Annotated in this window: 21 protein-coding genes; 6 read left to right on the top strand and 15 right to left on the bottom strand. The window is 59.0% G+C overall.

Annotation, left to right across the window (positions count from 1 at the left end):
• A partial coding sequence (locus QRN38_RS27170) for a hypothetical protein (RefSeq protein WP_285362904.1) occupies positions 1-127 on the bottom strand: 127 nt, incomplete at its 3' end.
• A gap of 177 nt (positions 128-304) precedes the next feature.
• Here QRN38_RS27170 and rpiA point away from each other — a divergent pair.
• A complete protein-coding gene (gene rpiA / locus QRN38_RS27165) occupies positions 305-976 on the top strand; it encodes a ribose-5-phosphate isomerase RpiA (RefSeq protein ID WP_057418212.1) in 672 nt (223 codons plus the stop codon).
• A 45-nt stretch (positions 977-1,021) separates the two neighbouring features.
• Here the strand turns inward: rpiA and QRN38_RS27160 are convergent, their stop codons facing one another.
• From QRN38_RS27160 to QRN38_RS27145, 4 genes are all read right to left on the bottom strand, one after another.
• Positions 1,022-1,927: an SdiA-regulated domain-containing protein gene (locus QRN38_RS27160; protein WP_005767052.1), complete on the bottom strand. Its 906-nt coding sequence runs from the start codon at positions 1,925-1,927 to the stop codon at positions 1,022-1,024.
• Positions 1,928-2,037: 110 nt separating this feature from the next.
• The gene (locus QRN38_RS27155; RefSeq protein WP_011105411.1) at positions 2,038-2,970 is read right to left on the bottom strand and encodes an SdiA-regulated domain-containing protein; all 933 of its coding nucleotides are present in this window, start codon (positions 2,968-2,970) and stop codon (positions 2,038-2,040) included.
• 183 nt (positions 2,971-3,153) lie between these two features.
• Positions 3,154-3,819, bottom strand: a complete 666-nt coding sequence (locus QRN38_RS27150; RefSeq protein WP_003382082.1) for a fumarylacetoacetate hydrolase family protein — start codon at positions 3,817-3,819, stop codon at positions 3,154-3,156.
• A gap of 67 nt (positions 3,820-3,886) precedes the next feature.
• Complete coding sequence (locus QRN38_RS27145) at positions 3,887-5,281, bottom strand: D-2-hydroxyglutarate dehydrogenase (protein WP_007247429.1); 1,395 nt, start codon at positions 5,279-5,281, stop codon at positions 3,887-3,889.
• A gap of 160 nt (positions 5,282-5,441) precedes the next feature.
• On the opposite strand from QRN38_RS27145, the gene serA reads away from it, so the two are divergent.
• A complete protein-coding gene (gene serA, locus QRN38_RS27140) occupies positions 5,442-6,671 on the top strand; it encodes a phosphoglycerate dehydrogenase (RefSeq protein ID WP_003382085.1) in 1,230 nt (409 codons plus the stop codon).
• Between the two features lie 173 nt (positions 6,672-6,844).
• On the opposite strand, the gene QRN38_RS27135 is transcribed toward serA, so the two are convergent.
• Together QRN38_RS27135 and QRN38_RS27130 are read right to left on the bottom strand one after the other, a co-directional pair.
• Complete coding sequence (locus QRN38_RS27135; RefSeq protein WP_005767059.1) at positions 6,845-7,282, bottom strand: DUF4399 domain-containing protein; 438 nt, start codon at positions 7,280-7,282, stop codon at positions 6,845-6,847.
• A 137-nt stretch (positions 7,283-7,419) separates the two neighbouring features.
• Positions 7,420-8,055 carry a 2OG-Fe(II) oxygenase gene (locus QRN38_RS27130; RefSeq protein ID WP_024666025.1) on the bottom strand — a complete coding sequence of 212 codons (636 nt, stop codon included), beginning with the start codon at positions 8,053-8,055 and terminating at the stop codon, positions 7,420-7,422.
• A 141-nt stretch (positions 8,056-8,196) separates the two neighbouring features.
• Between QRN38_RS27130 and QRN38_RS27125 the strand changes: the two genes are divergently transcribed.
• A complete protein-coding gene (locus QRN38_RS27125; protein ID WP_057418213.1) occupies positions 8,197-8,955 on the top strand; it encodes a DUF2059 domain-containing protein in 759 nt (252 codons plus the stop codon).
• 50 nt (positions 8,956-9,005) lie between these two features.
• Positions 9,006-9,197, top strand: coding sequence for a hypothetical protein (locus tag QRN38_RS27120; RefSeq protein ID WP_003382091.1), 192 nt, complete (start codon positions 9,006-9,008; stop codon positions 9,195-9,197).
• Here QRN38_RS27120 and bipL read toward each other — a convergent pair.
• Positions 9,194-10,135 carry a phospholipase BipL gene (bipL, locus tag QRN38_RS27115; RefSeq protein ID WP_005767067.1) on the bottom strand — a complete coding sequence of 314 codons (942 nt, stop codon included), beginning with the start codon at positions 10,133-10,135 and terminating at the stop codon, positions 9,194-9,196. The genes QRN38_RS27120 and bipL overlap by 4 nt on opposite strands.
• A 273-nt stretch (positions 10,136-10,408) precedes the next feature.
• Here bipL and QRN38_RS27110 point away from each other — a divergent pair, with 273 nt between their 5' ends.
• Entirely contained in the window at positions 10,409-12,796 is a 2,388-nt protein-coding gene (locus tag QRN38_RS27110) for a penicillin acylase family protein (protein ID WP_057418214.1), read from the top strand.
• A gap of 298 nt (positions 12,797-13,094) precedes the next feature.
• Here the strand turns inward: QRN38_RS27110 and QRN38_RS27105 are convergent, their stop codons facing one another.
• The 7 genes from QRN38_RS27105 to QRN38_RS27075 form a co-directional block, all read right to left on the bottom strand.
• On the bottom strand, positions 13,095-13,976 hold the full coding sequence (locus QRN38_RS27105) for an ABC transporter permease subunit (protein ID WP_005767071.1): 882 nt from the start codon (positions 13,974-13,976) through the stop codon (positions 13,095-13,097).
• On the bottom strand, positions 13,973-14,893 hold the full coding sequence (locus tag QRN38_RS27100) for an ABC transporter permease subunit (protein WP_005767073.1): 921 nt from the start codon (positions 14,891-14,893) through the stop codon (positions 13,973-13,975). Before QRN38_RS27100 ends, QRN38_RS27105 begins: the two co-directional genes overlap by 4 nt.
• Complete coding sequence (potA, locus tag QRN38_RS27095; RefSeq protein WP_005737104.1) at positions 14,890-16,032, bottom strand: polyamine ABC transporter ATP-binding protein; 1,143 nt, start codon at positions 16,030-16,032, stop codon at positions 14,890-14,892. Before potA ends, QRN38_RS27100 begins: the two co-directional genes overlap by 4 nt.
• A 55-nt stretch (positions 16,033-16,087) precedes the next feature.
• On the bottom strand, positions 16,088-17,182 hold the full coding sequence (locus tag QRN38_RS27090; RefSeq protein ID WP_024665939.1) for a polyamine ABC transporter substrate-binding protein: 1,095 nt from the start codon (positions 17,180-17,182) through the stop codon (positions 16,088-16,090).
• Positions 17,183-17,353: 171 nt separating this feature from the next.
• A complete protein-coding gene (locus QRN38_RS27085; RefSeq protein ID WP_005767078.1) occupies positions 17,354-18,451 on the bottom strand; it encodes a polyamine ABC transporter substrate-binding protein in 1,098 nt (365 codons plus the stop codon).
• 130 nt (positions 18,452-18,581) lie between these two features.
• Positions 18,582-19,949 (bottom strand): aspartate aminotransferase family protein, encoded by a 1,368-nt coding sequence (locus QRN38_RS27080; protein WP_007247424.1) that lies wholly within the window; start codon positions 19,947-19,949, stop codon positions 18,582-18,584.
• A 69-nt stretch (positions 19,950-20,018) separates the two neighbouring features.
• Positions 20,019-21,377, bottom strand: coding sequence for a glutamine synthetase family protein (locus QRN38_RS27075; RefSeq protein ID WP_003382103.1), 1,359 nt, complete (start codon positions 21,375-21,377; stop codon positions 20,019-20,021).
• A gap of 596 nt (positions 21,378-21,973) precedes the next feature.
• Here QRN38_RS27075 and QRN38_RS27070 point away from each other — a divergent pair.
• On the top strand, positions 21,974-23,350 hold the full coding sequence (locus tag QRN38_RS27070) for a glutamine synthetase family protein (protein ID WP_057418215.1): 1,377 nt from the start codon (positions 21,974-21,976) through the stop codon (positions 23,348-23,350).
• The last annotated feature ends 304 nt before the right edge of the window (positions 23,351-23,654 follow it).

The following is a 23,654-nucleotide window of genomic DNA, read 5'->3' as shown; positions in this document are numbered from 1 at the left end:
CTTCGCGCTTGAGCAGCACCTGATTGCCCAGCCGCTCGGACAGCTGGCGGGCGCCGTGCAGCGGGGTTTCGACCGCTACGTCGTAGACGCGCGAGGTGAGGATTTTCTTGACGTATTGTTCAAGCATCGGGGGCGGCATCACTGACGAAGCGGGCAAGGTCGGGAAGTCTACCCTGCGTGCCGAAAGACGACCATACGAATGACAAGGCTTTGCGGTGCAGTCGCCGCTATAATACGGGCCTTTTTGCGTCCCGCCTTTTCCAGAAACCTCTCATTTACCTACATCAGGCACCGTGGAGCCCGCATGACCCAGGATCAACTCAAACAGACAGTCGCCCAAGCCGCTGTCGATTTCATCCTTCCAAAGCTCGACGACAAGAGCATTGTGGGCGTCGGCACCGGTTCCACAGCCAACTGCTTCATTGATGCACTGGCCAAACACAAGGGTGCGTTCGACGGCGCAGTCGCCAGCTCCGAAGCCACCGCTGCACGCCTCAAGGGCCACGGTATTCCGGTCTATGAGCTGAACACCGTCAGCGACCTGGAGTTCTACGTCGATGGCGCCGATGAAAGCGACGAGCATCTGAACCTGATCAAAGGCGGCGGTGCAGCACTGACTCGCGAGAAGATCGTCGCGGCAGTGGCCAAGACCTTCATCTGCATCGCCGACGGCAGCAAGCTGGTGCCAGTGCTGGGCGCATTCCCGCTGCCGGTTGAAGTTGTGCCGATGGCGCGCAGCCACGTTGCGCGGCAACTGGTGAAGCTGGGCGGCGACCCGGTCTACCGTGAAGGCGTGCTGACCGACAACGGCAATATCATCATCGACGTGCACAACATGAGCATCACCAACCCGGTGGAGCTGGAAGCGAGCATCAACGCCATCGTCGGCGTGGTCACCAACGGCCTGTTCGCCGCGCGCCCGGCTGATCTGCTGCTGCTGGGCACCGCCGAAGGCGTGAAGACCCTCACCCGCTGATGCACCCGGCCATGCCCACGCAAAGTGGGCATGCGCCTCAACGACTCAAGGCTTGCGGAACACGTAGAACAGGTTCGGCTCGCTCACCAGATACAACGTCCCTTCGTCGTCCATGGCCATGCCTTCGGCCTGTGGCACGCTCTTGCTCAACCCCATATCGCCTTCTTTCAGCGAGCCACTGCCAATCGGCCGCCCCGTGGTGTCGAGTTCCAGAATCCGTTTCGACTCATCGGACAGCGCCAGCAGGTGACCGCTCACTTCATCGAATTGCAGGCTGGAAAGATCACGCACGGAAAGCTTGCCGTCGCGCTTGCCGTCGGTGATGACCTGAAGATTGCCCGGCGCATCGGCATTGACTCGGGGAAAGCCACGCACCTCGATGATCTGCACCGGATCGCGCTCGCGGGCGACAAACAGGCGCTTGCCACGCGAATCATAGGCCAGCCCTTCGTAGCCCTTGTTGCCGCTGGCCGTCAGCCCCAGCGTCAGCTGCTCGGCATCGGCGGCGTTCAGGCTTTTTGTGCTGTCATCGACGTGAATCTGAATCAGCCGTAACTGACGCTCGTCACTGATGACGTAAACGCCGGGGCTGATGTATTCGACCGCTTCGGCATCACCAAAACCCACCAGCGCAATACGCCGCAGCACGCGACCGTCCAGGCTCAGCTCGACAAGCTCGGGGTTCTGGTTGGTCACGGTGAACAGGCTTTTGCGGTCCGGGTCGAAGCTCAGGCCCGAGACATCGTCCTCAAGCCCGTTGATGACCTGACCTTCTGTCACAGCGCGATACTGATCAAGGCCAATGGCCTCAAGCGAGTCGGATTGCCAGAACACTTGCCAGTCGAACAGCACGCGTTCCACATAGCGGTATCGCTCATTGGCGAGCATGAACAGCCCGGCCAACGGAACAAGGGCAATGAGCAGGAGTAAAGAGCGGGTAGAGCGGCGCATTGAGGTGACTCGGGCAAGTTGAGCGGGCGGCATTGATACCACGCCATTCTGAAAGCAAGCTTAATGGCGTAGTGCTATTTGATTACCAGTTATGTGGTTGCCGTCCTGGCTTACTGCTTGCGAAACGAATAGAACAGGTTCGGCTCGCTGACCATGTACAGCGTCCCGGCCTCATCCAGCGCAACACCTTCTGCGCGAGGAATCGTATCTTTCAAGCCATTCATGCCACCCAGCAGGGTCATGAAGCTGACCTGATTACCCTGCTCGTCCACTTCCAGCAGCATGTGCGAATCTGCTGAAAGCGCCAGCATGTGGCCGGTGCGCGGATCGATGCTCAGTGACGACAGGTTGCGCATGTCCAGAGCGCGACTCAAAAGGCTCTGCTTGTCGCCCTTGAGCACGTTGCTGCCGTCGCTCTTCCAGGTGTACAACGCTGGCGGACGCTCTTCGCCCAGCAGCAGTTGCTGACGACGCGGGTCCCAGGCGACGCCCTCGAAACCCTTGTTCTTGTTGGCCGACGTGCCCAGCTCGTAGTGGGGGAAGTCTGCAATGTTCAGGGTGGTGGTATCGGCTGTCACCTTGACAATGGTCAGCTGATGTTGACGTTCGTCGGTGATAGCAATAAGCCCGTCATTCATGACGGCCACGCCTTCCGGATTGCTCCAGCCGACCAGCGGAATCTTGCGCAGCACATCGCCCTTGAGCGTCAATTCCACCAAAAACGCATTCTTGCCCATGACCGCGAACAGCGTTTTGCTGATCGGGTTATAAGAAAGGTCCGAAGCCTCGTCTTTTTCCATGCCTGGCAACGCTTTGGCATCGATCTCTACATGATAGTCCGGCAACCAGATACTTGCGCTGCGCTCTTCGTTGCTCTCGAACCTTTCCTTGAGCCAAAGCAGCCCGCGATCATCCCAATGCATGATGTGAGACAGGCCATAGCCCAGCAAGATGAACAGCAGCAGCCACCAATACCAACGCAGGGTGCGTATCCAGGCGAAGCGTTTTTTAGCGCGAGGCGGCGTTGAGGCAGGAAGGGCCATTCAAGTGTTCCTGAGCAGGTGAGACTTCATGACGACACGGGTGCCCGTGAAGGGCCGGCAGGATTATCCAGAGCGGGTGTGAAAAAAACGCAAAATCGACTGAACTATCAACTACCCCACAAACAAAAGCCACCCGGGAATGATCCCGCGTGGCTTTGGCTACTGCATGAAACGGCTGCGCTGTCAGCGAACGACGCTGGTGAATGGCGTTTGACCGGTCAGTTCCAGAACGATTTCGTCACCGGCTTCAAACGGCCCCACGCCAGCAGGCGTACCGGTCATGATCAGGTCACCGGCCTGCAACGAGAAGTTGGCCGCCATGTGCTGAATCATCGGCACGATGGGGTTGAGCATCAGGCTGCTGTTGCCGTCCTGCACCACTTTGCCGTTGATGGTCAGACGAATGCCGATGTCTGTCAGGTCCGTGAAGGTGCCAGCCGGGACGAATGGAGGGATCACCGCAGCGCCGTCGAAGCACTTGGCCAGTTCCCACGGCAGGCCTTTCTCGCGCAGACGGGACTGCACGTCACGCAGGGTCAGGTCCAGGCCGGGTGCAAAGCCGCTGATCGCGTCGAGCACTTCTTCGCGGGACGGATTCTTGCTCAGGGGCTTGCCGATCAACACCACAATCTCGGCTTCGTAATGCACCGAGCCACGATCGGCCGGGATGGTGAAACCGCCTTCCAGTGCAACCACCGCACTGCCAGGCTTCATGAACAGCAGCGGCTCGGTGGGCACCGGGTTGCCCAGTTCCTTGGCGTGCTCGGCATAGTTGCGGCCGATGCAGACCACTTTGCCCAGCGGGAAGTGAATGCTCGTTCCATCGACATATTTGTGCTGGTAGCTCATGACGTCTCCTCAGTCTGATAAGTGTGGCGTGGCTGTTTTAGCGTGGCGGTACACGGTACGGCAGGGATCAAACGGCGAATATCTTGCCGGGGTTCATGATGCCGTTGGGGTCGAAGACCGCTTTCAACGCCTTCATGTACTCGATTTCCACCGGCGAGCGACTGTACGTCAGGTAATCGCGTTTGGTCATCCCGACGCCATGCTCGGCAGAAATCGAGCCGTTGTACTTTTCTACGGTCTCGAACACCCATTTGTTGACCCGCGCACATTTGACGAAGAACTCGTCCTTGTCGAGGTTTTCAGGCTTGAGGATGTTCAGGTGCAGGTTGCCGTCGCCGATATGGCCGTACCAGAGCACTTCGAAGTCCGGGTAGTACTCGGCAACGATGGCGTCGATTTCGGCGAGAAATTCCGGCACTTTCGAGACCGTGACCGAGATGTCGTTCTTGTACGGGGTGAAGTGCGAGATGGTCTCGGAGATGTATTCGCGCAGCTTCCACAGGTTGCGCAACTGCTGCTCGCTTTGGCTCATGACCCCGTCCAGCACCCAGCCCTGCTCGACGCAATGCTCAAAGGTCGCCAGCGCCTGATCGGCAAGGTCTTCGGTGGTCGCTTCAAATTCCAGCAGCACATAGAACGGGCAAGGCGTATCAAAGGGTGACGGCACATCGCCGCGCCCCATGACCCGGGCGAAAGACTTGTCGGAGAAGAATTCGAAGGCTGTCAGGTCGAGCTTGCCGTGGAAGGCATGCAACACGGGCATGATCGAGTTGAAATCGGTGGTGCCCAACACCATCGCAGTGAGGTTTTTCGGCGCGCGGTCGAGGCGCATGGTGGCTTCGACCACGAACCCCAGCGTGCCTTCGGCACCGATGAACAACTGCCGCAGGTCGTAACCGGTGGCGTTCTTGATCAGGTCCTTGTTCAGTTCAAGCAGGTCGCCCTTGCCGGTGACCACTTTGAGGCCAGCCACCCAGTTGCGGGTCATACCGTAGCGAATGACCTTGATCCCGCCCGCATTGGTGCCGATATTGCCGCCGATCTGGCTGGAGCCCGACGAGGCAAAGTCGACCGGGTAATAAAGGCCGTTGTCTTCGGCCAGCGCCTGCAACTGCCGGGTGATCACGCCCGGCTGGCAAACTGCCGTACGGTCGGTGAGATTCAGTTCCAGCACCTGGTTCATGTAATCGAATGACACCACCACCTCACCGTTGGCCGCCACCGCTGCCGCAGACAACCCGGTGCGCCCGCCAGACGGCACCAGCGCGACCAGACGCTCATTGGCCCAGCGCACAATGGCCTGAACCTGCTCGGTGGTCTTGGGAAACACGATAGCCAGCGGCGCGGGGGTGAACTGCCTGGTCCAGTCCTTGCCGTAGGTCTCCAGAGAACCGGCATCAGTCAGCACCTTGCCGGGGTCAGCCAGGGCTTGCAGCTCATCAATCAAAGCGGGATGGGTCATCGACTCAACTCTCGGACAATTCATGGGCATCCTGAGAACGGTTCACGTTCTGGAATGAGGTTTCGCGGGGCTCATATGCTAGCATACGCCCCCCGCGAGTCGTGCCCAGAGCCGATCCGGGCACCCCTGCCAATTTTCTTCGGGACACAGGTTTACGCAGATGAGCAAGACTTCCCTCGACAAGAGCAAGATCAAGTTCCTTCTTCTCGAAGGCGTCCATCAATCCGCTGTCGACGTCCTCAAGGCAGCCGGCTACACCAGCATCGAGTACCACACCAAGTCTCTGCCGGAAGCCGAACTGAAGGAAAAGATCGCCGACGCTCACTTTATCGGTATCCGCTCCCGCACCCAACTGACCGAAGAGCTGTTCGATAGCGCCAAGAAACTGGTCGCAGTGGGCTGCTTCTGCATCGGCACCAATCAGGTTGACCTCAACGCAGCGCGCGAACGCGGTATTGCGGTGTTCAACGCGCCTTACTCCAATACCCGTTCGGTTGCCGAACTGGTGCTGGCCGAGGCGATTCTGCTGTTGCGCGGCATCCCGGAAAAGAACGCGTCCTGCCACCGTGGCGGCTGGATCAAGAGCGCGGCCAACTCCTTCGAGATCCGTGGCAAGAAGCTCGGCATCGTCGGCTACGGCTCGATCGGCACGCAATTGTCAGTGCTGGCTGAAGGCCTGGGCATGCAGGTGTATTTCTACGACACGCTGACCAAGTTGCCACTGGGCAACGCCACTCAGGTTTCCAGCCTGAACGAGCTGCTGGGCATGTCCGACATCGTCACGCTGCACGTTCCAGAAACCACCGAAACCCAGTGGATGATCGGCGAGAAAGAAATCCGCGCGATGAAAAAGGGCAGCATCCTGATCAACGCCGCGCGCGGCACAGTCGTCGAACTGGATGCCCTGGCTGACGCGATCAAGGACAAACACCTGATCGGCGCTGCCATTGACGTGTTCCCGGTCGAGCCACGTTCAAACGACGACATCTTTGAAAGCCCGCTGCGTGGCCTGGACAACGTGATCCTGACCCCGCACATCGGTGGTTCCACTGCCGAGGCGCAGGCCAACATTGGTCTGGAAGTGGCAGAAAAGCTGGTCAAGTACAGCGACAACGGTACGTCGGTGTCCTCGGTCAACTTCCCGGAAGTGGCGCTGCCTGCGCACCCAGGCAAACACCGCCTGCTGCACATCCACGAAAACATCCCGGGCGTACTCAGCGAGATCAACAAGGTCTTCGCCGAAAACGGCATCAACATCTCCGGTCAGTTCTTGCAGACCAACGAGAAAGTCGGCTACGTGGTGATCGACGTTGACGCCGAGTACTCGGACCTGGCACAGGCCAAGCTGCAACACATCAAAGGCACCATCCGCAGCCGCGTGTTGTTCTGATCCGAGCGTTCTGACCAGAGTGCCCATGCACTGCATGGGTACTCGCCCCCTCAAGATCGGACGCAGAGCGTCCGGAACGGCATGCCGACGCGGAGCGTCGCACGATAATTGAAATTATCGTGACTGCCGTTCGTGACGCTGTGCGTCACACCCTCTCAGGTGAAATCAACTACCTACTTCACATTGATCGTGACCTTCTTCGACTCGACCGAAGGGTTCAGCGGCATGTGGCCTTTGTCGCCCATCAGCAATTGCAGAGTGTGCTGGCCTGGCGGCAGGTTGAGTTCGGTTTCGGTCTGGCCTTTGCCGAAGTGGCGGATGTTGTCGCTGACCGGCAACGGCATATTTGCGGCGGGCTGGTCTTTCACATCGATCAGCAGGTGGTGGTGACCGGTCTCGGGCACGTCCACACCGGCTGGCGCGACGCCCATGCCTTTGAGGCCGAATTGCACCTTGAACGGCGAGGTCACCGTTTCGCCATCATTGGGCGAAATGATGTACACCTCGGCACCTTCAGGCGATGCGGTCTGCGGCATTTCTGCAGCGCTGACCAGCATGGACGCACTCAGCAACAGACCTGCTACCACCGTTCCAGAAAATAAGGATTTCATGATTGCTCCAGTTACAGTTGACGTAAGTCCGACCCTGCACACGACAATCCGTCGGTTCAGGTGTGCTCACGATAGACCGCTGCCGGGCTCAATGGCTCACCACATTCATGAAACAGTTTTCATGAGGCATAACGGCATTACTGGAACAGCTCATTGCCTCGACGCCTGAACCAGCCGGTCAATGAAAGCCGGTCACGGGTGGCGGGCATGACTTCGTGGGGAATGTCACCCGAGAGAAACACCACCAGGCAACCGCCTGCAGGCTGGACGTCATAAGCCAGATCGTCCTTGAGGTACATGCGCAACTGACCGCCATGCTCCGGCAGCCAGGCATTATTGAGGTAGAGCACCACCGACACCATGCGCTTGTCATCGTCACGAAAGCGATCCACATGCCGCAGGTAGCGGGCACCTGGCGGGTACAGGGCAAAGTGGCTTTCGTAATCTTGCAGCCCCAGAAACAGACCGCGATTGAGCGCCTGGCGCAAGCTGTCCATCAGTTCCAGGTAGCTGTCGCAACACTCCACCTGCCCAGGCTCGAGCCACTGAATACGATCACCACGAATGCCTTCGCGAATTTCCTGTGCCGGTCCTTTGCCAACAGCAGCAGGCTCAAGCTCGCCTTCGGCTGCACGTTTGCGGCACTCTTGCGCAAGCTCGAGGGTCAGAGCTTCCGGCAGGAAAATATTCTGCTGCGACCAGCCATTGGCGGCCAGGTCGTCGACGATTCTCAGCAGCAGTGGGTGGTCAGAGGGTATGCGCATGACGTGCATAGTATCCATAAGCCCTGAAATTCGACAGAGGCGTATACACGCGGTATCAATGGCGCGAGATTTCATTCGCAAACGGCACTCATAACTCGACAAATCCACGCTAACACCCGGAGAATAGCGGCCTGCCGACAGGAGTCCCCAATGCGTCGTTTGTTTGTTTTGCTGTTGATGTTCTGCACCTCGCCTGTCTGGGCAGACAACTACGATCAGTTGTACAAAGCTGCAGGCTGGCCGGAACAGCGCGCGCATTTCAACGATGCTCTCAAAGCGGCCCAGCAGCGTTACAGCAATAACCTGCCGCCAGCAGTTTTTCAGGCGCTGGTGGCCAACAGCAATCAGCGTTTCGCCCCGCAGGCAATGGACCAGCGCGCTTCAAAACGCCTGCGTGAAAGCCTCAATGACCCCACACCATCGCTGCAGTTTTTCCAGTCACCGCTGGGTCGCAAGATCGTCAATGCCGAGCTGACCGCGACCCGCGCCGATCAACTGGCCAAGCACGCCCAGGGCATCCCGCACATACAAGCGGATGCAACGCGCCAGTTGCTGATCGGTCATCTGGCCCAGGCGCTGCCCGCCAAACAGGCCGGTGCCGAAGTCAGCCTTGCCATTGCAGGCGTTGCGGCAGACAGCCTGAGCCAGATGATCCCCGGCCTGTTGGGCGGCGGTCAGGCGCAGGGCATGCTCGAAGGCCAGCGCGAACGCCTGATGGCACAGATCAGCGCCGACCTGAACAACACGCTGCTGTATGTTTACCGCGACCTGTCCGACCCGGAGCTTGAAGAGTTCTCGACGTTCGCCGAGTCGCCGCAAGGCAAAGCCTATTACCAGGCCGCACTGGCTGCGATTCGCGCAGGGCTGGCAGTGGGGCAAAGTGCATCGAGCCTGAATCCCAGACAGTAAACACCGTTCAGGCCCTCAAGCGCCTGAGGTCAAGGAATGGAAGCAATCGCATGAAAGACTCTCTGGCCCTGCTGGCCACCGCTATCGTAATGTCCTTTTTCGCCTGGCTGTTCTGGAGTTCTCTGGGGCAGGATGCGTTTGGCGTACTGGGTCTGCTGATGGTGGCCGTGCTGGCCGCTGAAAACTTTCGCCTGCGCCGCCAGGTAAAGGCGCTGCTGGCAGACAAGGCTGCGAAAACCTAGCCCAGCCGCCCTTTCACGAAATCAAAGTACCTGGCCCGCAATTCCGGCGTTTCGTTGGCCAGATGATGCCGGGCGTGCCCCAGCATGAGAATGTGCGGCTGGCTGAACTTGTCTTTCAGGACCGCAAGGTTGTGCGACCAATCGACCGTCATGTCTGCGTCGCCTTGAATGATGATCGGGCTGCGCAGGCTGCGAGGAGCACTTTCGACGCGCACGATCCATTGCGCTAGCGCGCCGACCCAGGCGGTCGGCAGGCGACGCGGCTGCAACGGGTCGGCCAGCAGAAAAGGCAGGAACGCCGGCGCGTTCGAGTTCTCGGTGAAGCGCCGGGCAATGCCGCTCACGAAGGGCTTGAGCAGGCGATAACTGAAACGCGACCAGCCCCATGCACGCGGCCTGACCAAGGGTGCCAGCAGAATGACTTCACCTTGCGCCGGAGACTCTGCGCCCTGATGCAGCAAGTGATCGATCACAATCGCGCCACCCGTGCTTTGCCCGCACAGATGCCAGGGGTGCGGCAGCCCCAAGGAGCCGGCTTCAAGCAGCAGGCGCTGCAATACCACCTGATATTCGGCGAAATCGTTGATGCTGGCACGGCTGCCGCTGGATAATCCATGCCCTGGCAGGTCGCAGGAGATCACTGCAAAACCCTGGGTCAGCGCCCATTCGATGACATGCCGGTACAGGCCCATGTGGTCGTAGAAACCATGAAACAGAAACAGCGTCGCGACCGGGCTTTCGGGCAGCCACACTTGCCCGACAATCTCATAGCCGTCAACATCAAGGCGACCAAGCCAGCTGCGCACCACATTTTCACCGCCAAGGCCTGCAAGACCGTAGAAGCGCTGATACGCCTGACCGTCCAGAGAAAGGGGGTCAATAACGTTCAGCGCCAGCAGGCTGGCTCGCAGATTATCGGGGTCGAACGTGGCGGACATGGGGTTTCCAGATTCCGGCAAGGAAATCGTAAAGTTGTGTAACGATATTCTTCTGTCTACTCCGGCATGGCAAGCTATGCCGCCATAATCGACTGTCGTGATATTCGCCAGTTTGCCGCAAAGCTTCATGGTGTCGTAACGACAATTGCCGCAAGCTTGCAGACTGACTCAGCCACCCGCTCAGTCGAGAGACCCGGCTTTGTCGCTAGCTGATTGCACTTTTGAAACTGTAGCCTGCATGGCCCCTGCCAGTTGTAATTTTCGAGAACCCGGATGAAACGCAGCCTTGTCATTCTAGCCATTATTAGTGCCATCATCGCCGGCGGCGCAGGCTGGTACGTGAACAGCAAGCAGCCGGTCCGCGATGGCGAGATCGCCATGAGCCGTCTTCAAGCGCCCGTCACCCTGCGTTACGACGAGCGCGGCGTACCGCACATACGGGCTGAAAACGAAGCCGATCTGTACCGTGCGCTGGGTTACGCCCATGCCCAGGACCGGCTGTTCCAGATGGAAATGCTGCGTCGTCTGGCGCGTGGCGAACTGGCCGAAATACTCGGGCCGAATCTGCTCGAGACCGACAAACTGTTTCGCACCCTGCGCATCCGCGAGCATGCTGACGCATACGTCGCACACCAGGACAAGACCACTGCGACCTGGAAAGCGCTGGAAGCCTACATCGACGGCATCAATCAGTACCAGGACACCCACGCAAGGCCAATGGAGTTTGACGTGCTGGGCATCCCCAGGCGGCGCTTCACTGCCGAAGACACGCTCAGCATCGGCGGCTATCTGGCGTACAGTTTTGCCGCCGCGTTCCGCACCGAGCCACTGCTGACCTACGTGCGCGACCAGCTTGGCCCGCAGTATTTGAAAGTGTTCGATCTGGACTGGCACCCGGACGGTATGCTGGGCGCAAAACCGGCACTGGCCAGCGCCGACTGGAAAGGCCTGGCTGAACTGGCACAGTTGAGCCACAAGGCGCTGGAAGACGCAGGCCTGCCGCAATTCGAGGGCAGCAACGCCTGGGCGATTTCCGGCAGCCGCACGCAAAGCGGTAAACCTATTCTTGCGGGCGATCCGCACATCCGCTTCTCGGTGCCCTCGGTATGGTACGAGGCGCAGCTGTCTGCGCCAGGCTTTGAGCTGTACGGTCACTTTCCGGCGCTCAACCCGTTCGCGTTTCTGGGCCACAACATGGATTTCGGCTGGAGCCTGACCATGTTTCAAAACGACGACGTTGACCTGATCGCCGAAAAGACCAACCCCGACAACCCCAATCAGGTCTGGTATCACGGCCAATGGGTGGACATGAAGCGTACCGAGCAGCAGATCGCGGTCAAAGGTCAGGCCCCGGTCACGCTGACCCTGATTGAGTCGCCGCACGGCCCTATCGTCAATAACGTGATGGGCAAGAATGCCGGTCAGACGCCGATTGCAATGTGGTGGTCATTTCTGGTGTCCGCCAACCCGGTGCTTGATGGTTTCTACGAGGCCAATCGCGCCGACACGCTGGACAAGATGCGCAGCGCCGCCGAGAAGATCCAGTCGCCGGGCCTTAATATCGTCTGGGCCAACGCCAAGGGCGACATTGGCTGGTGGGCAGCGGCGCAACTGCCGATCCGCCCGGAAGGCGTCAACCCGGGTTTCATTCTGGATGGCAGCACCGCGCAGGCCGATAAACTGGGTTTCTACCCGTTCAGCGCCAACCCGCACGAAGAAAACCCGGCGCGTGGCTACATCGTGTCAGCCAACTTCCAGCCACTGTCGCCGACCGGCATGCAGATCCCGGGGTATTACAACCCGGCTGAGCGCGGCCAGGAACTCAACCGGCAACTGAGTGATTCCAGCATCAAGTGGGACCTGGCGGCCAGCAAGGCCTTGCAGTTGAGCACACAGACCGATTACGCCCCGAGCATTCTCAGGCCGCTGATTCCGGTGCTGCGCAGCGTGATCAGCGACCCGGACGAACTCGCGCTGGTCGAGCGGCTGGCCAGCTGGAAAGGTGATTACCCGGTTGATTCGGTGGGTGCCACGCTGTTCAACCAGTTCCTCTTCGACCTGACTGAAGAGACTTTCCACGACGAACTGGGCGATGCGCTGTTTGAAACCTTGCTGTCGACCCGCGCACTGGACTCCGCCTTGCCACGCCTGGCCGCCGATGCCGATTCGCCGTGGTGGAACAACCGCAATTCGCCCCACGAAGAAAGCCGCGCCAACACCGTCAAGGTGGCCTGGCGGGCCAGCGTTTCGCACTTGCGATCGCTGTACGGCACCAATCCGGATGAATGGCTCTGGGGCAAGGCTCACACTTTGACCCAAGGTCATCCGCTGGGCTCGCAGAAGCCGCTGGACAGTATTTTCAACGTCGGCCCGTATGCTGCGCCGGGCACTCACGAAGTACCGAACAACCTGTCCTCCAGCATCCGCCCTGCCCCGTGGCCCGTCGGCTACGGCCCCTCGACCCGCCGCCTCATAGACTTCGCCGACCCGGCCCACAGCCTGGGCATCAACCCGGTAGGCCAGAGCGGTGTACCGTTCGACAAGCACTATTCGGATCAGGCCAAGGCGTTTGTGAACGGCGAGTACGTGCCGCAGCGCTTTAGTGAGGAAGATGTGGCAGCGCATACCGAAGGCGTTTTGCGGTTGGTGCCGGGGGAGTAGCGATCGCCACAATTCCTTGTGTGGGACTTGTCCTCGAACTGTCGGGAACCGACAGTGAAACCGTTACACACGGTACATCAGGCACAACCGGGTTTGACTATCGTGCCAATGCTCCGCGTTGGCATGCATTTCGTGACGCTCCGCGTCACAAGTCTGCGTAGCACCGCGCTATCAAGATCGGACGCAGAGCGTCCAGAGCTGCGCTCCCACGCTGGAGCGCGGGAGCGATAGCCATTTGACTGGTCATCGTGCCTGCGCTCTGCGTAGGTATGCAGTTCTGGACGCTCTGCGTCAGCTGTCAGACAGCTGGCGCTCGCCTTGGGTCAGGCTGCGTCCAGGCGTCGGCAGCGCTTTCCTCGATGGCTTGCTGGATCGCACGTTTGCGGTTGTTTTCCGCGCGGCGGGTGAAGAACCAGACAAGGAAGGTCGCCAGTGACACGGCCAGCAGGATCAGACTCGCAACGGCGTTGATTTCAGGCTTCACGCCCAAGCGCACAGCAGAGAACACCTCCATCGGCAAGGTCGTCGAGCCCGGCCCGGAAACGAAGCTGGCGAGTACCAGGTCGTCCAGCGACAGCGCAAACGACATCATGCCCCCGGCAGCCAGTGACGGCGCGATCATCGGGATGGTGATCAGGAAGAACACCTTCCACGGGCGCGCGCCCAGGTCCATTGCCGCCTCTTCGATCGACAGGTCCAGCTCACGCAGCCGCGCCGACACCACAACCGCCACGTAAGCCGCGCAGAACGTCGTGTGGGCGATCCAGATGGTCATGATGCCGCGTTCCTGCGGCCAGCCGATCATCTGCGCCATGGCCACGAACAGCAGCAACAGCGACAGACCGGTGATTACTTCCGGCATCACCAGCGGCGCGGTGACCAGCCCGCCGAAGAACGTCCGGCCCTTGAAGCGGCTGATGCGGGTCAGGACGAACGCGGCCATGGTGCCCAATGCCACTGCCGCAATAGCGGTGTAGCAGGCGATTTCCAGTGAGCGCATCACCGAGCCCATCAGTTGCGAGTTGTCCAGCAGGCCGACGTACCATTTCACCGACCAACCGCCCCAGACCGTCACCAGTTGCGAGGCGTTGAACGAGTAGATGACCAGAATCACCATCGGCGCGTAGATGAACAACAGGCCGAAAACCAGCATCAGGTTCGAGAATCGAAAGCGGTTCATGCCTTGCCCTCCAGCTCTTTGGCCTGACTGCGGTTGAACAGAATAATGGGCACGATCAGCACCAGCAGCATGATGACCGCCAGTGCCGAAGCCACCGGCCAGTCACGGTTGTTGAAGAATTCCTGCCACAGCACACGGCCGATCATCAGGGTTTCCGGGCCACCGAGCAGTTCGGGGATCACGAACTCGCCCACCACCGGGATAAACACCAGCATGCAGCCAGCGATCACGCCGTTCTTGGACAGCGGCACGGTGATTTTCCAGAAGCTGTTGAAGGTGCTGGAGCCCAGGTCGGACGCGGCCTCCAGCAGGCTGGTGTCGTGCTTCACGAGGTTGGCATAGAGCGGCAGGATCATGAACGGCAGGTAGGAATAGACCACGCCGATGTACACCGCCAGGTTGGTATTGAGGATCTGCAACGGCGCGTCGATCAGGCCCAGCCACATCAGAAAGGCGTTGAGCAGGCCGTTGTTGCTGAGAATGCCCATCCACGCATACACGCGAATCAGGATCGCGGTCCAGGTCGGCATCATGATCAGCAGCAACAGCACGGTCTGCAGGTCCTTGCGGGCGCTAGCGATGGCGTAGGCCATCGGGTAGCCGATCAGCAGGCACAGCGCGGTGCTGATAAACGCCATTTTCAGCGAACCCAGGTACGCCGAAACGTACAGGTCATCGCCGCTGAGCAAGGTGTAGTTGGCGAAATTCAGGGCCATCTGCAGCTTTTCGTCGGCGTAACTGAAGATCTCGGTGTACGGCGGGATCGCGACGTCGGCTTCGGCGAAGCTGATCTTGAGCACAATCAAAAACGGCAAGGCAAAGAACAGGAACAGCCAGAGGAACGGCACACCGATGACCATCTGCCGCCCGGTGGGCTTTATGCGCTCGAAAGCGCGCTTGATCTTGCGTATTTTCATGAGCGCAGTACCACGCCGCTGTCGTCTTCCCACCAGACGTAGACTTCATCGCCCCAGGTAGGTCGCGCGCCCTGACGCTCGGCATTGGCGACAAACGACTGCACCAGCTTGCCACCCGGCAGTTCGACGTAGAACACCGAATGGCCGCCCAGGTAGGCAATGTCGTGGACCTTGCCGCGCGACCAGTTGTATTCGAAACCGGGTTGTTCAGCGGTGATCAGCAGTTTTTCCGGGCGCAATGCGTAGGTGATGTGCTTGTCTTCCACCGACGTACTGACGCCGTGGCCGACATAGATGTTGCGCTCCAGCTCCGGGCTGCGGATCAGCGCATGGCCTTCCATGTCCTCGATCACTTCACCCTCGAACAGGTTGACGCTGCCGATGAACTCGCAGACCAGACGGCTGGTAGGGGTTTCGTAGATGTCGATAGGGCTGCCGATCTGCGCGATCCAGCCCAGATGCATGATGGCGATGCGCTCGGCCATGGTCATGGCCTCTTCCTGATCGTGAGTCACCATCACGCAGGTCACGCCAACGCGCTCGATGATCTCCACCAGCTCCAGTTGCATCTGCGAGCGCAGTTTCTTGTCCAGCGCGCCCATCGGTTCATCGAGCAGCAGCAGCTTGGGCTTTTTGGCCAGCGAACGGGCCAGCGCAACACGCTGACGCTGGCCGCCGGAAAGCTGATGCGGCTTGCGCTTGGCGTACTGGGTCATCTGCACCAGCTTGAGCATTTCGGCCACACGGGCTTCGATTTCCGACTTGGCGAGCTTGTCCTGCTTGAGGCCGAAGGCGATGTTGTCGGCCACGGTCATGTGCGGGAACAGCGCATAGGACTGAAACATCATGTTGATCGGACGTTCGTACGGCGGCATGTCGGTGATGTCGACGCCGTCGAGGTAGATACGCCCCTCGGTCGGGCGCTCGAAACCGGCCAGCATGCGCAGCAGCGTGGACTTGCCGGAGCCAGAGCCGCCAAGCAGGGCGAAGATTTCGCCCTTGTTGATCTGCAGGGACACATCGTCCACCGCAATCGTCTCGTCGAACTTCTTGGTGACCCTATCGATCCTGACCAGCACCTCTTTGGGTTGCTGACCGCCTTCGAGGGCTTTCTTGTAGGCGCCGGAGGCAACTGCCATGGGTGAAACTCCCAACAGGTAGGCAACCCGGCCAATGCGGCCGGGTGCTGAATAGTTATTTGCCCGACTTGACCTTGGTCCAGCTGCGGGTCATGAGACGTTGCACCTTGGGTGGCAACTCGCTGTTCACGAACAGACGGTCCAGCACTTCCTGAGGCGGGTAGACCGCTGCGTCAGTACGAATTTTCTGTTCCATGAACTCGCCGGAGGCGGGATTAGGGTTGGCATAGCCGACTTCATCGCTGACCTGGGCAATGACTTTGGGGTCAAGCATGTAGTTGATGAAGGCGCTGGCGGCTTTGACGTTTTTCGAGTCCGCCGGAATCGCCAGCATGTCGAACCACAGGTTGCCGCCCTCTTTCGGGGTGCTGTAAGCGAGCTTCACGCCCTTGCCCGCTTCTTCTGCACGAGCCTTGGCCTGGAACACATCGCCCGAGAAACCTGCGGCAACGCATATATCGCCGTTAGCCAGATCGGTGATGTATTTGGACGAGTGGAAATAGGTTACGTAAGGACGAATCGCCATCAGCTTGGCTTCGGCCTTCTTGTAATCGGCTTCCTTGGTGCTGTTGGGGTCCAGCCCCAGGTAGTTGAGCATGGCTGGCAGCATTTCATCGGCGGAATCAAGAAACGCTACGCCGCAACTGGACAGCTTCTTGATGTTCTCAGGCTCGAACAGCACCGACCAGGAGTCGATCTTGTCGACACCGAGCACCGCCTTGACCTTGTCGACGTTATAACCGATGCCGTTGGTGCCCCACAGGTACGGGACAGCGTACTGGTTGCCCGGATCGTTTTTCTCCAGACGCTTGAGCAGCGCAGGGTCGAGGTTTTTGTAGTTGGGCAGCAGCGACTTGTCGAGCTTCTGGAACGCGCCCGCCTTGATCTGCTTGCCGAGGAAGTGATTGGACGGCACCACCACGTCGTAGCCGGTGCGCCCGGCCAGCAGCTTGGCTTCCAGGGTTTCGTTGGAGTCGAACACGTCGTACACAGGCTTGATGCCGGTAGCGGCTTTGAAGTCTGCCAGAGTGGTCTTGCCGATGTAATCGGACCAGTTATAAATATGCACGGTGGATTCAGCCTGGGCACTGAGGGTCAGTGTCAGGCCGGCAGCCGCCAGCAAGGCTTTGGAAAAAATAGAAATAGACAAAGAATGAGTCCTTTTAGCAGAGGGGTCTGAGCGCCGGAGGGCGTCCGGAAAACCAAACCGGCGCGCAACTTACCGTCTATGCGTCCAACCAGCAAAGGTTTAGGCGATGTTCCTGTCTGTTGGAAGCTGCGCGGCCAGGGCTACGCAGCATCCACAGGTTTGATGACAGGCTTATTTACCTGACTTAATCTTGGTCCAGCTGCGGGTCATGATCCGTTGCGTGGCAGCAGGCAGGTCGGCGATTGCATACAGCTTGGCCTGTACGTCAGCAGGCGGGTAAACGCCAGGATCGCCGGTGATTTCCTTGTCGACCAGCGCCGTAGCAGCAGCGTTACCGTTCGGGAAGCGCACGGCGTTGGTGATTTCAGCCATGATTTCCGGCTTCATCAGGAAGGTCATGAACTTGTAGGCACCTTCAACGTTTTCGGCATCCTTGGGGATGGCAACCATGTCGTAGAAGCTGCCGGCACCTTCTTTGGGAATGTTGTAAGCAACTTTGACCTTGCCACCGGCCTCAGCAGCGCGCGACTTGGCCTGATAGATGTCACCCGAGTAACCGACCGCGACACAGATGTTGCCGTTGGCCAGGTCCGAGATGTACTTGGACGAGTGGAAGTAACCAATCGATGGGCGAATCTTCATGAACAGCGCTTCGGCTTCGGCAAGCTGCTTCTTGTCCTGAGAGTCGGTCGGGTAGCCCAGGTAATGCAGCGCGATTGGCAGCATTTCGGTTGGCGAATCGAGGAAGCTGATGCCGCACGACTTCAGCTTGGCGGCGTTCTCGGGCTTGAACAGCAAGTCCCACGAGTTGACCGGCGCGTCAGCACCCAGCGCGGCCTTGACCTTGTCCGGGTTGATGCCGATACCGATCGAGCCCCACATGTAAGGGAAGGCGTGCTTGTTGTCCGGGTCGCTGACCGACACGGCCTTGAGCAAGGATTCGTTCAGGTTCTTCCAGTTCGGCAGTTTGGACTTGTCCAGCTCCTGATAAACGCCCGCCTTGATCTGCTTGGCGAGGAAGTTGTTGGACGGTACGACGATGTCATAACCGGACTTGCCAGCGAGCAATTTGGCTTCCAGCGTCTCGTTGCTGTCGAAAACGTCGTAAACCACCTTGATGCCCGACTCTTTCTCGAACTTGGCAACGGTGTCCGGCGCGATGTAATCGGACCAGTTATAGACGTGCAGCACTTTGTCATCGGCCTGCGCAGCAGTGGCCACAACGCCCATCAGGGACAGCGCGAGAAGGGTCTTGCCAAATTTTTTCATGCGTAGCTCCAATGTATTTTTATCACTGACCGTCGATTGGCGGCGTGTAGCCATTAGTCTGGCAAGTTCCGGAGCAGGCTTTCAAGCCGCCCCTCGTTAAACAACGCACATCCCCGCACTTTTTGCGGATTCAGCTCTGCAGTACGGCCAGCGTCAGATCCAGGCACGTACGCGCCTTCTCCACCAGCTCATCGATTTGCGCGAAACTGATCACCAGTGGCGGCGCAATGATCATCGTGTCGCCCACGGCGCGCATGATCAGGCCATTCTCGAAGCAGAAGGTTCGACAGATCATGCCCGCGCCCTTGTCGGTGTAGCGCTCGCGGGTGACTTTGTCTTTCACCAGCTCGATGGCCCCCAGCAACCCGACGCCCCGCACTTCACCTACCAGCGGATGATCGTTCAGTTCACGCAAACGCTTTTGCAAATAAGGTGCCGTTTCCGACTTCACCCGTTCGACAATCCTTTCTTCGCGCAGAATGCGAATGTTCTCCAGTGCGACGGCTGCCGCCACCGGGTGCCCCGAGTAGGTAAAGCCATGATTGAAATCACCGCCCTCGTTGAGCACCGCGACGATCTCGTCGCGCACGATCAGGCCGCCCATCGGCACATAACCGGAGGTAAGGCCTTTGGCGATGGTCATCATGTCGGGCTTGAGGCCGTAAAAATCGCTACCGAACCACTCACCGGTGCGCCCGAAACCACAGATCACCTCATCGGCGGCAAACAGGATGTCGTAGCGCGACAGAATCTCTTTGATTTTTGGCCAGTAGGATTCAGGCGGAACGATCACGCCGCCTGCCCCCTGAACCGGCTCGGCAATGAACGCAGCGACGTTCTCGACACCCAGCTCGAGGATTTTCTTTTCCAGTTGCTCGGCGGCCCACACACCGAATTCGTCGGGCGTCATGTCGCCGCCTTCACCGAACCAGTAGGGCTGCGGAATATGAGCGATACCCGGTATCGGCAGGTCGCCCTGTTCGTGCATGTACGTCATGCCGCCAAGGCTGGCACCGGCGACCGTGGAGCCGTGATAACCGTTGACGCGGCTGATGATGGTTTTCTTGTTCGGCTGGCCTTTCAACGCCCAGTAATGACGAACCATGCGCAGCATCGTGTCATTGCCTTCGGAGCCTGAACCGGTGAAGAACACATGGTTCATGCCCTGCGGAGCGATCTCGGAAATGGCTTTGGCCAGCTCCAGCACCGGCGGGTGAGCAGTCTGGAAGAACAGGTTGTAGTACGGCAGCTCACGCATCTGCTTGCTGGCAGCATCGGCCAGTTCTTCGCGGCCATAGCCAATGGCCACGCACCACAGACCGGACATGCCGTCGAGGATCTTGTGGCCCTCGCTGTCCCAAAGGTACACGCCCTCGGCGCGGGTGATGATGCGCGGGCCTTTTTCTTTCAATTGTTTGTAGTCGCTGAACGGTGCCAGGTGATGCTCGCTACTCAGGGCCTGCCATTCGAGGGTTTGCGGGTTGTTGTTGGCACTCATGCAGCACTTCCTTTGTTTCAGGTCAGTAGTCAGAGCGCCGCGCATCAACCGCGGCGGCGCCCTGCGGGATCAGACAGCGAAGAGCAGGAATTCTCGCTCCCACGAACTGATCACACGCTTGAAGTTTTCATGCTCGGCACGCTTGACCGCGACATAACCGATGATGAATTTCTTGCCCAGGTACTTCTCGATGGTCTTGCTGTTTTCCATGCGTTCCAGCGCGTCTTCGATGGTCAACGGCAAGCGCAGATTGCGCCGCTCGTAGCCACGCCCGACCACCGGCGCACTCGGGTTGATGCCTTCGACCATGCCGATGAAACCGCACAGCAGGCTGGCGGCAATCGCCAGATAAGGGTTGGCATCTGCACCCGGCAGACGGTTTTCCACACGGCGGTTCTGCGGCACTGCATCCGGTACGCGCAGGCCGACGGTGCGGTTTTCTTCGCCCCATTCGACGTTAACGGGTGCCGAGGTGTCGGGCAGAAAACGGCGGAACGAGTTGACGTTGGGCGCGAACAGCGGCAACAGCTCGGGGATGAACTTCTGCAGGCCACCGACGTGGTTTAGAAACAGCTCGCTCATGGTCCCGTCTTCATTGGAGAAGATGTTCTTGCCGGTCTCGATGTCGATGATGCTCTGGTGCAGGTGCATGGCGCTGCCCGGTTCGCCGGTCATGGGCTTGGCCATGAAGGTCGCCGCCACGTCGTGCTTGAGCGCGGCTTCACGCATGGTGCGCTTGAACACCAGAATCTGATCGGCCAGCGACAGGGCATCGCCGTGACGGAAGTTGATTTCCATCTGCGCTGTGCCGTCTTCGTGAATCAGCGTGTCGAGGTCCAGGTTCTGCAGTTCGCACCAGTCATAGACGTCTTCAAACAGCGGGTCGAATTCGTTTGCCGCTTCTATAGAGAACGATTGGCGACCGGTCTCAGGGCGCCCGGAGCGACCGATGGGCGGTTGCAGCGGGTAATCCGGGTCGTCGCTGCGCTTGGTCAGGTAAAACTCCATCTCCGGCGCCACGATGGGCTGCCAGCCTTGATCGGCGTAGAGTTTGAGCACCTTCTTCAATACGTTGCGCGGCGACAGCTCGATGGGGTTGCCCTGCTTGTCGTAGGTGTCGTGGATCACCTGCGCAGTGGGCTCGACGGCCCAGGGCACCAGATACACCGCGTTCTGGTCGGGGCGGCAGATCATGTCGATGTCTGCCGGATCGAGCAGTTCGTAGTAGATGTCGTCTTCTACGTAGTCGCCGGTCACTGTCTGCAACAGCACGCTTTCAGGCAGGCGCATGCCCTTTTCAGCGATGAACTTGTTGGTCGGCGAGATCTTGCCACGCGTGATGCCAGTGAGGTCGGACACCATGCATTCGACTTCGGTAATCTTGTGTTCTTTCAACCAATCGGTGAGCTGGTCGAGGTTGGTACTCATAAATACCTCAGGGTTTTCTTGTCCTGATCGTGATCAGGCGTTTTTTCGACGCGTCGGCGTCACGGTGTACAACTCGTTTCGGCAGGCGCCGATTAGGGGTAAGGTGACACCTGCAGAGCCGGAGTTCCAGACGGCCGCCATAACACTGGCGACGCGGTTATAGTGGTAATGTCAGGTCTTGAGCGTAGAGCAGGCGAGCCCGAACGGTCGTTCAGGTGTGTAGCAAAGTGCGTCAGTTCACCACGAGCATGGGTATCACAGGCATGATGACCGCTATGCGGACTCGATATCCGCGTGCCGACCAAGGGAAGGTGAAGCATTGGACCCCCCGCTATTGTTGCTCTATTGGGTTGCGATCGAGCTTAGCCTCGTTCATTTTTTTATACAATAACCCGTTAAAAATAGAAGACAGGCCGCTCACGCTGGCGATCAAGACTGAATAGAAACACGATAAAACGCCCTAAATAGCGGCAAAAAAGGCCATCTGGCGCAGTTTTAGGGCAAAAAAGGCTCTATTGACTTCATCATGGCTTTCGGATTGACTGAGATCCGCAATCATTGATGATTGATATTTTTAACAACAAAGGTGTTGCATCATGTCGGTACCCCCGCGTGCCGTTCAGCTTAACGAAGCGAACGCGTTCCTTAAGGAACATCCTGAGGTTCTGTACGTTGACCTTCTGATTGCAGATATGAATGGTGTGGTGCGTGGCAAACGCATCGAGCGCACCAGCCTCCATAAGGTTTACGAGAAAGGCATCAACCTGCCGGCCTCTTTATTTGCCCTGGATATCAACGGCTCCACGGTGGAAAGCACCGGTCTGGGCCTGGATATCGGTGATGCTGACCGAATCTGTTATCCCATCCCTGACACCCTGTGCAACGAGCCTTGGCAAAAGCGCCCTACCGCGCAACTGCTGATGACCATGCACGAAATCGAAGGTGACCCGTTTTTCGCCGACCCGCGCGAAGTCTTGCGCCAGGTGGTCGCCAAGTTCGATGAAATGGGCCTGACCATCTGCGCCGCCTTCGAGCTGGAGTTCTACCTGATCGATCAGGAGAATGTGAACGGCCGTCCGCAACCGCCCCGCTCCCCTATCTCCGGCAAGCGCCCGTACTCGACACAGGTCTACCTGATCGATGACCTCGACGAATACGTCGATTGCCTGCAGGACATTCTGGAAGGTGCGAAGGAGCAAGGCATTCCTGCCGACGCCATCGTCAAGGAAAGTGCCCCTGCGCAGTTCGAAGTGAACCTGCACCACGTCGCAGACGCTATCAAGGCGTGCGACTACGCTGTGCTGCTCAAGCGCCTGATCAAGAACATCGCCTACGATCACGAAATGGACACGACCTTCATGGCCAAGCCCTATCCGGGTCAGGCGGGTAATGGTCTGCACGTCCACATCTCGATTCTGGATCGCGATGGCAAGAACATCTTCACCAGCGAGGATCCCGAGCAGAACGCCGCATTGCGTCACGCGATCGGCGGTGTGCTCGAGACCCTGCCTGCGCAGATGGCGTTCCTGTGCCCGAACGTCAACTCGTACCGTCGCTTTGGTGCTCAGTTTTACGTACCAAACTCGCCCACCTGGGGCCTGGACAACCGCACGGTCGCGGTCCGCGTGCCAACCGGTTCGGCCGATGCCGTGCGTATCGAACACCGCGTAGCCGGTGCCGATGCCAACCCGTATCTGGTCATGGCTTCGGTGCTGGCAGGCGTGCATCACGGTCTGGTCAACAAGATCGAGCCTGGCGCTCCGGTGGAAGGCAACTCGTACGAACAGCACGAACAAAGCCTGCCGAACAACCTGCGCGACGCACTGCGCGAGCTGGACGACAACCCGGTCATGGCCAAGTACATCGATCCGAAATACATCGACATCTTTGTCGCCTGTAAAGAGAGCGAGCTGGAAGAGTTCGAACACTCGATCTCCGACCTTGAGTACAACTGGTACCTGCATACGGTCTGATTGAGGCTGGGCAACACATAACGCCGCAAAGCCTTGAGCTTTGCGGCGTTTTTGTTTGGGCCCGGAGCACCTCTCGCGCCGCATGCTCCAGCGTGGGCATGCCATTCGTGACGTTCTGCGTCACAAATCTGCGCCGCGCCACATAATCAGGAGAGGACGCGGAGCGTCCAGAACGGCATACCCACGCGGAGCATGGGCACGATGGTGTTCTTGCGGGCGACTATTGTTCCGCACGCTCCAGCGTGGGCGTGCCATTCGTGACGTTCTGCGTCACAAATCTGCGCCGCGCCACATAATCAGGAGA

This window comes from Pseudomonas sp. CFBP2511, from assembly GCF_030209255.1.
Taxonomy (GTDB): Bacteria; Pseudomonadota; Gammaproteobacteria; order Pseudomonadales; family Pseudomonadaceae; genus Aquipseudomonas; species Aquipseudomonas avellanae.
This window is presented reverse-complemented; position numbering and strand designations above follow the sequence as displayed.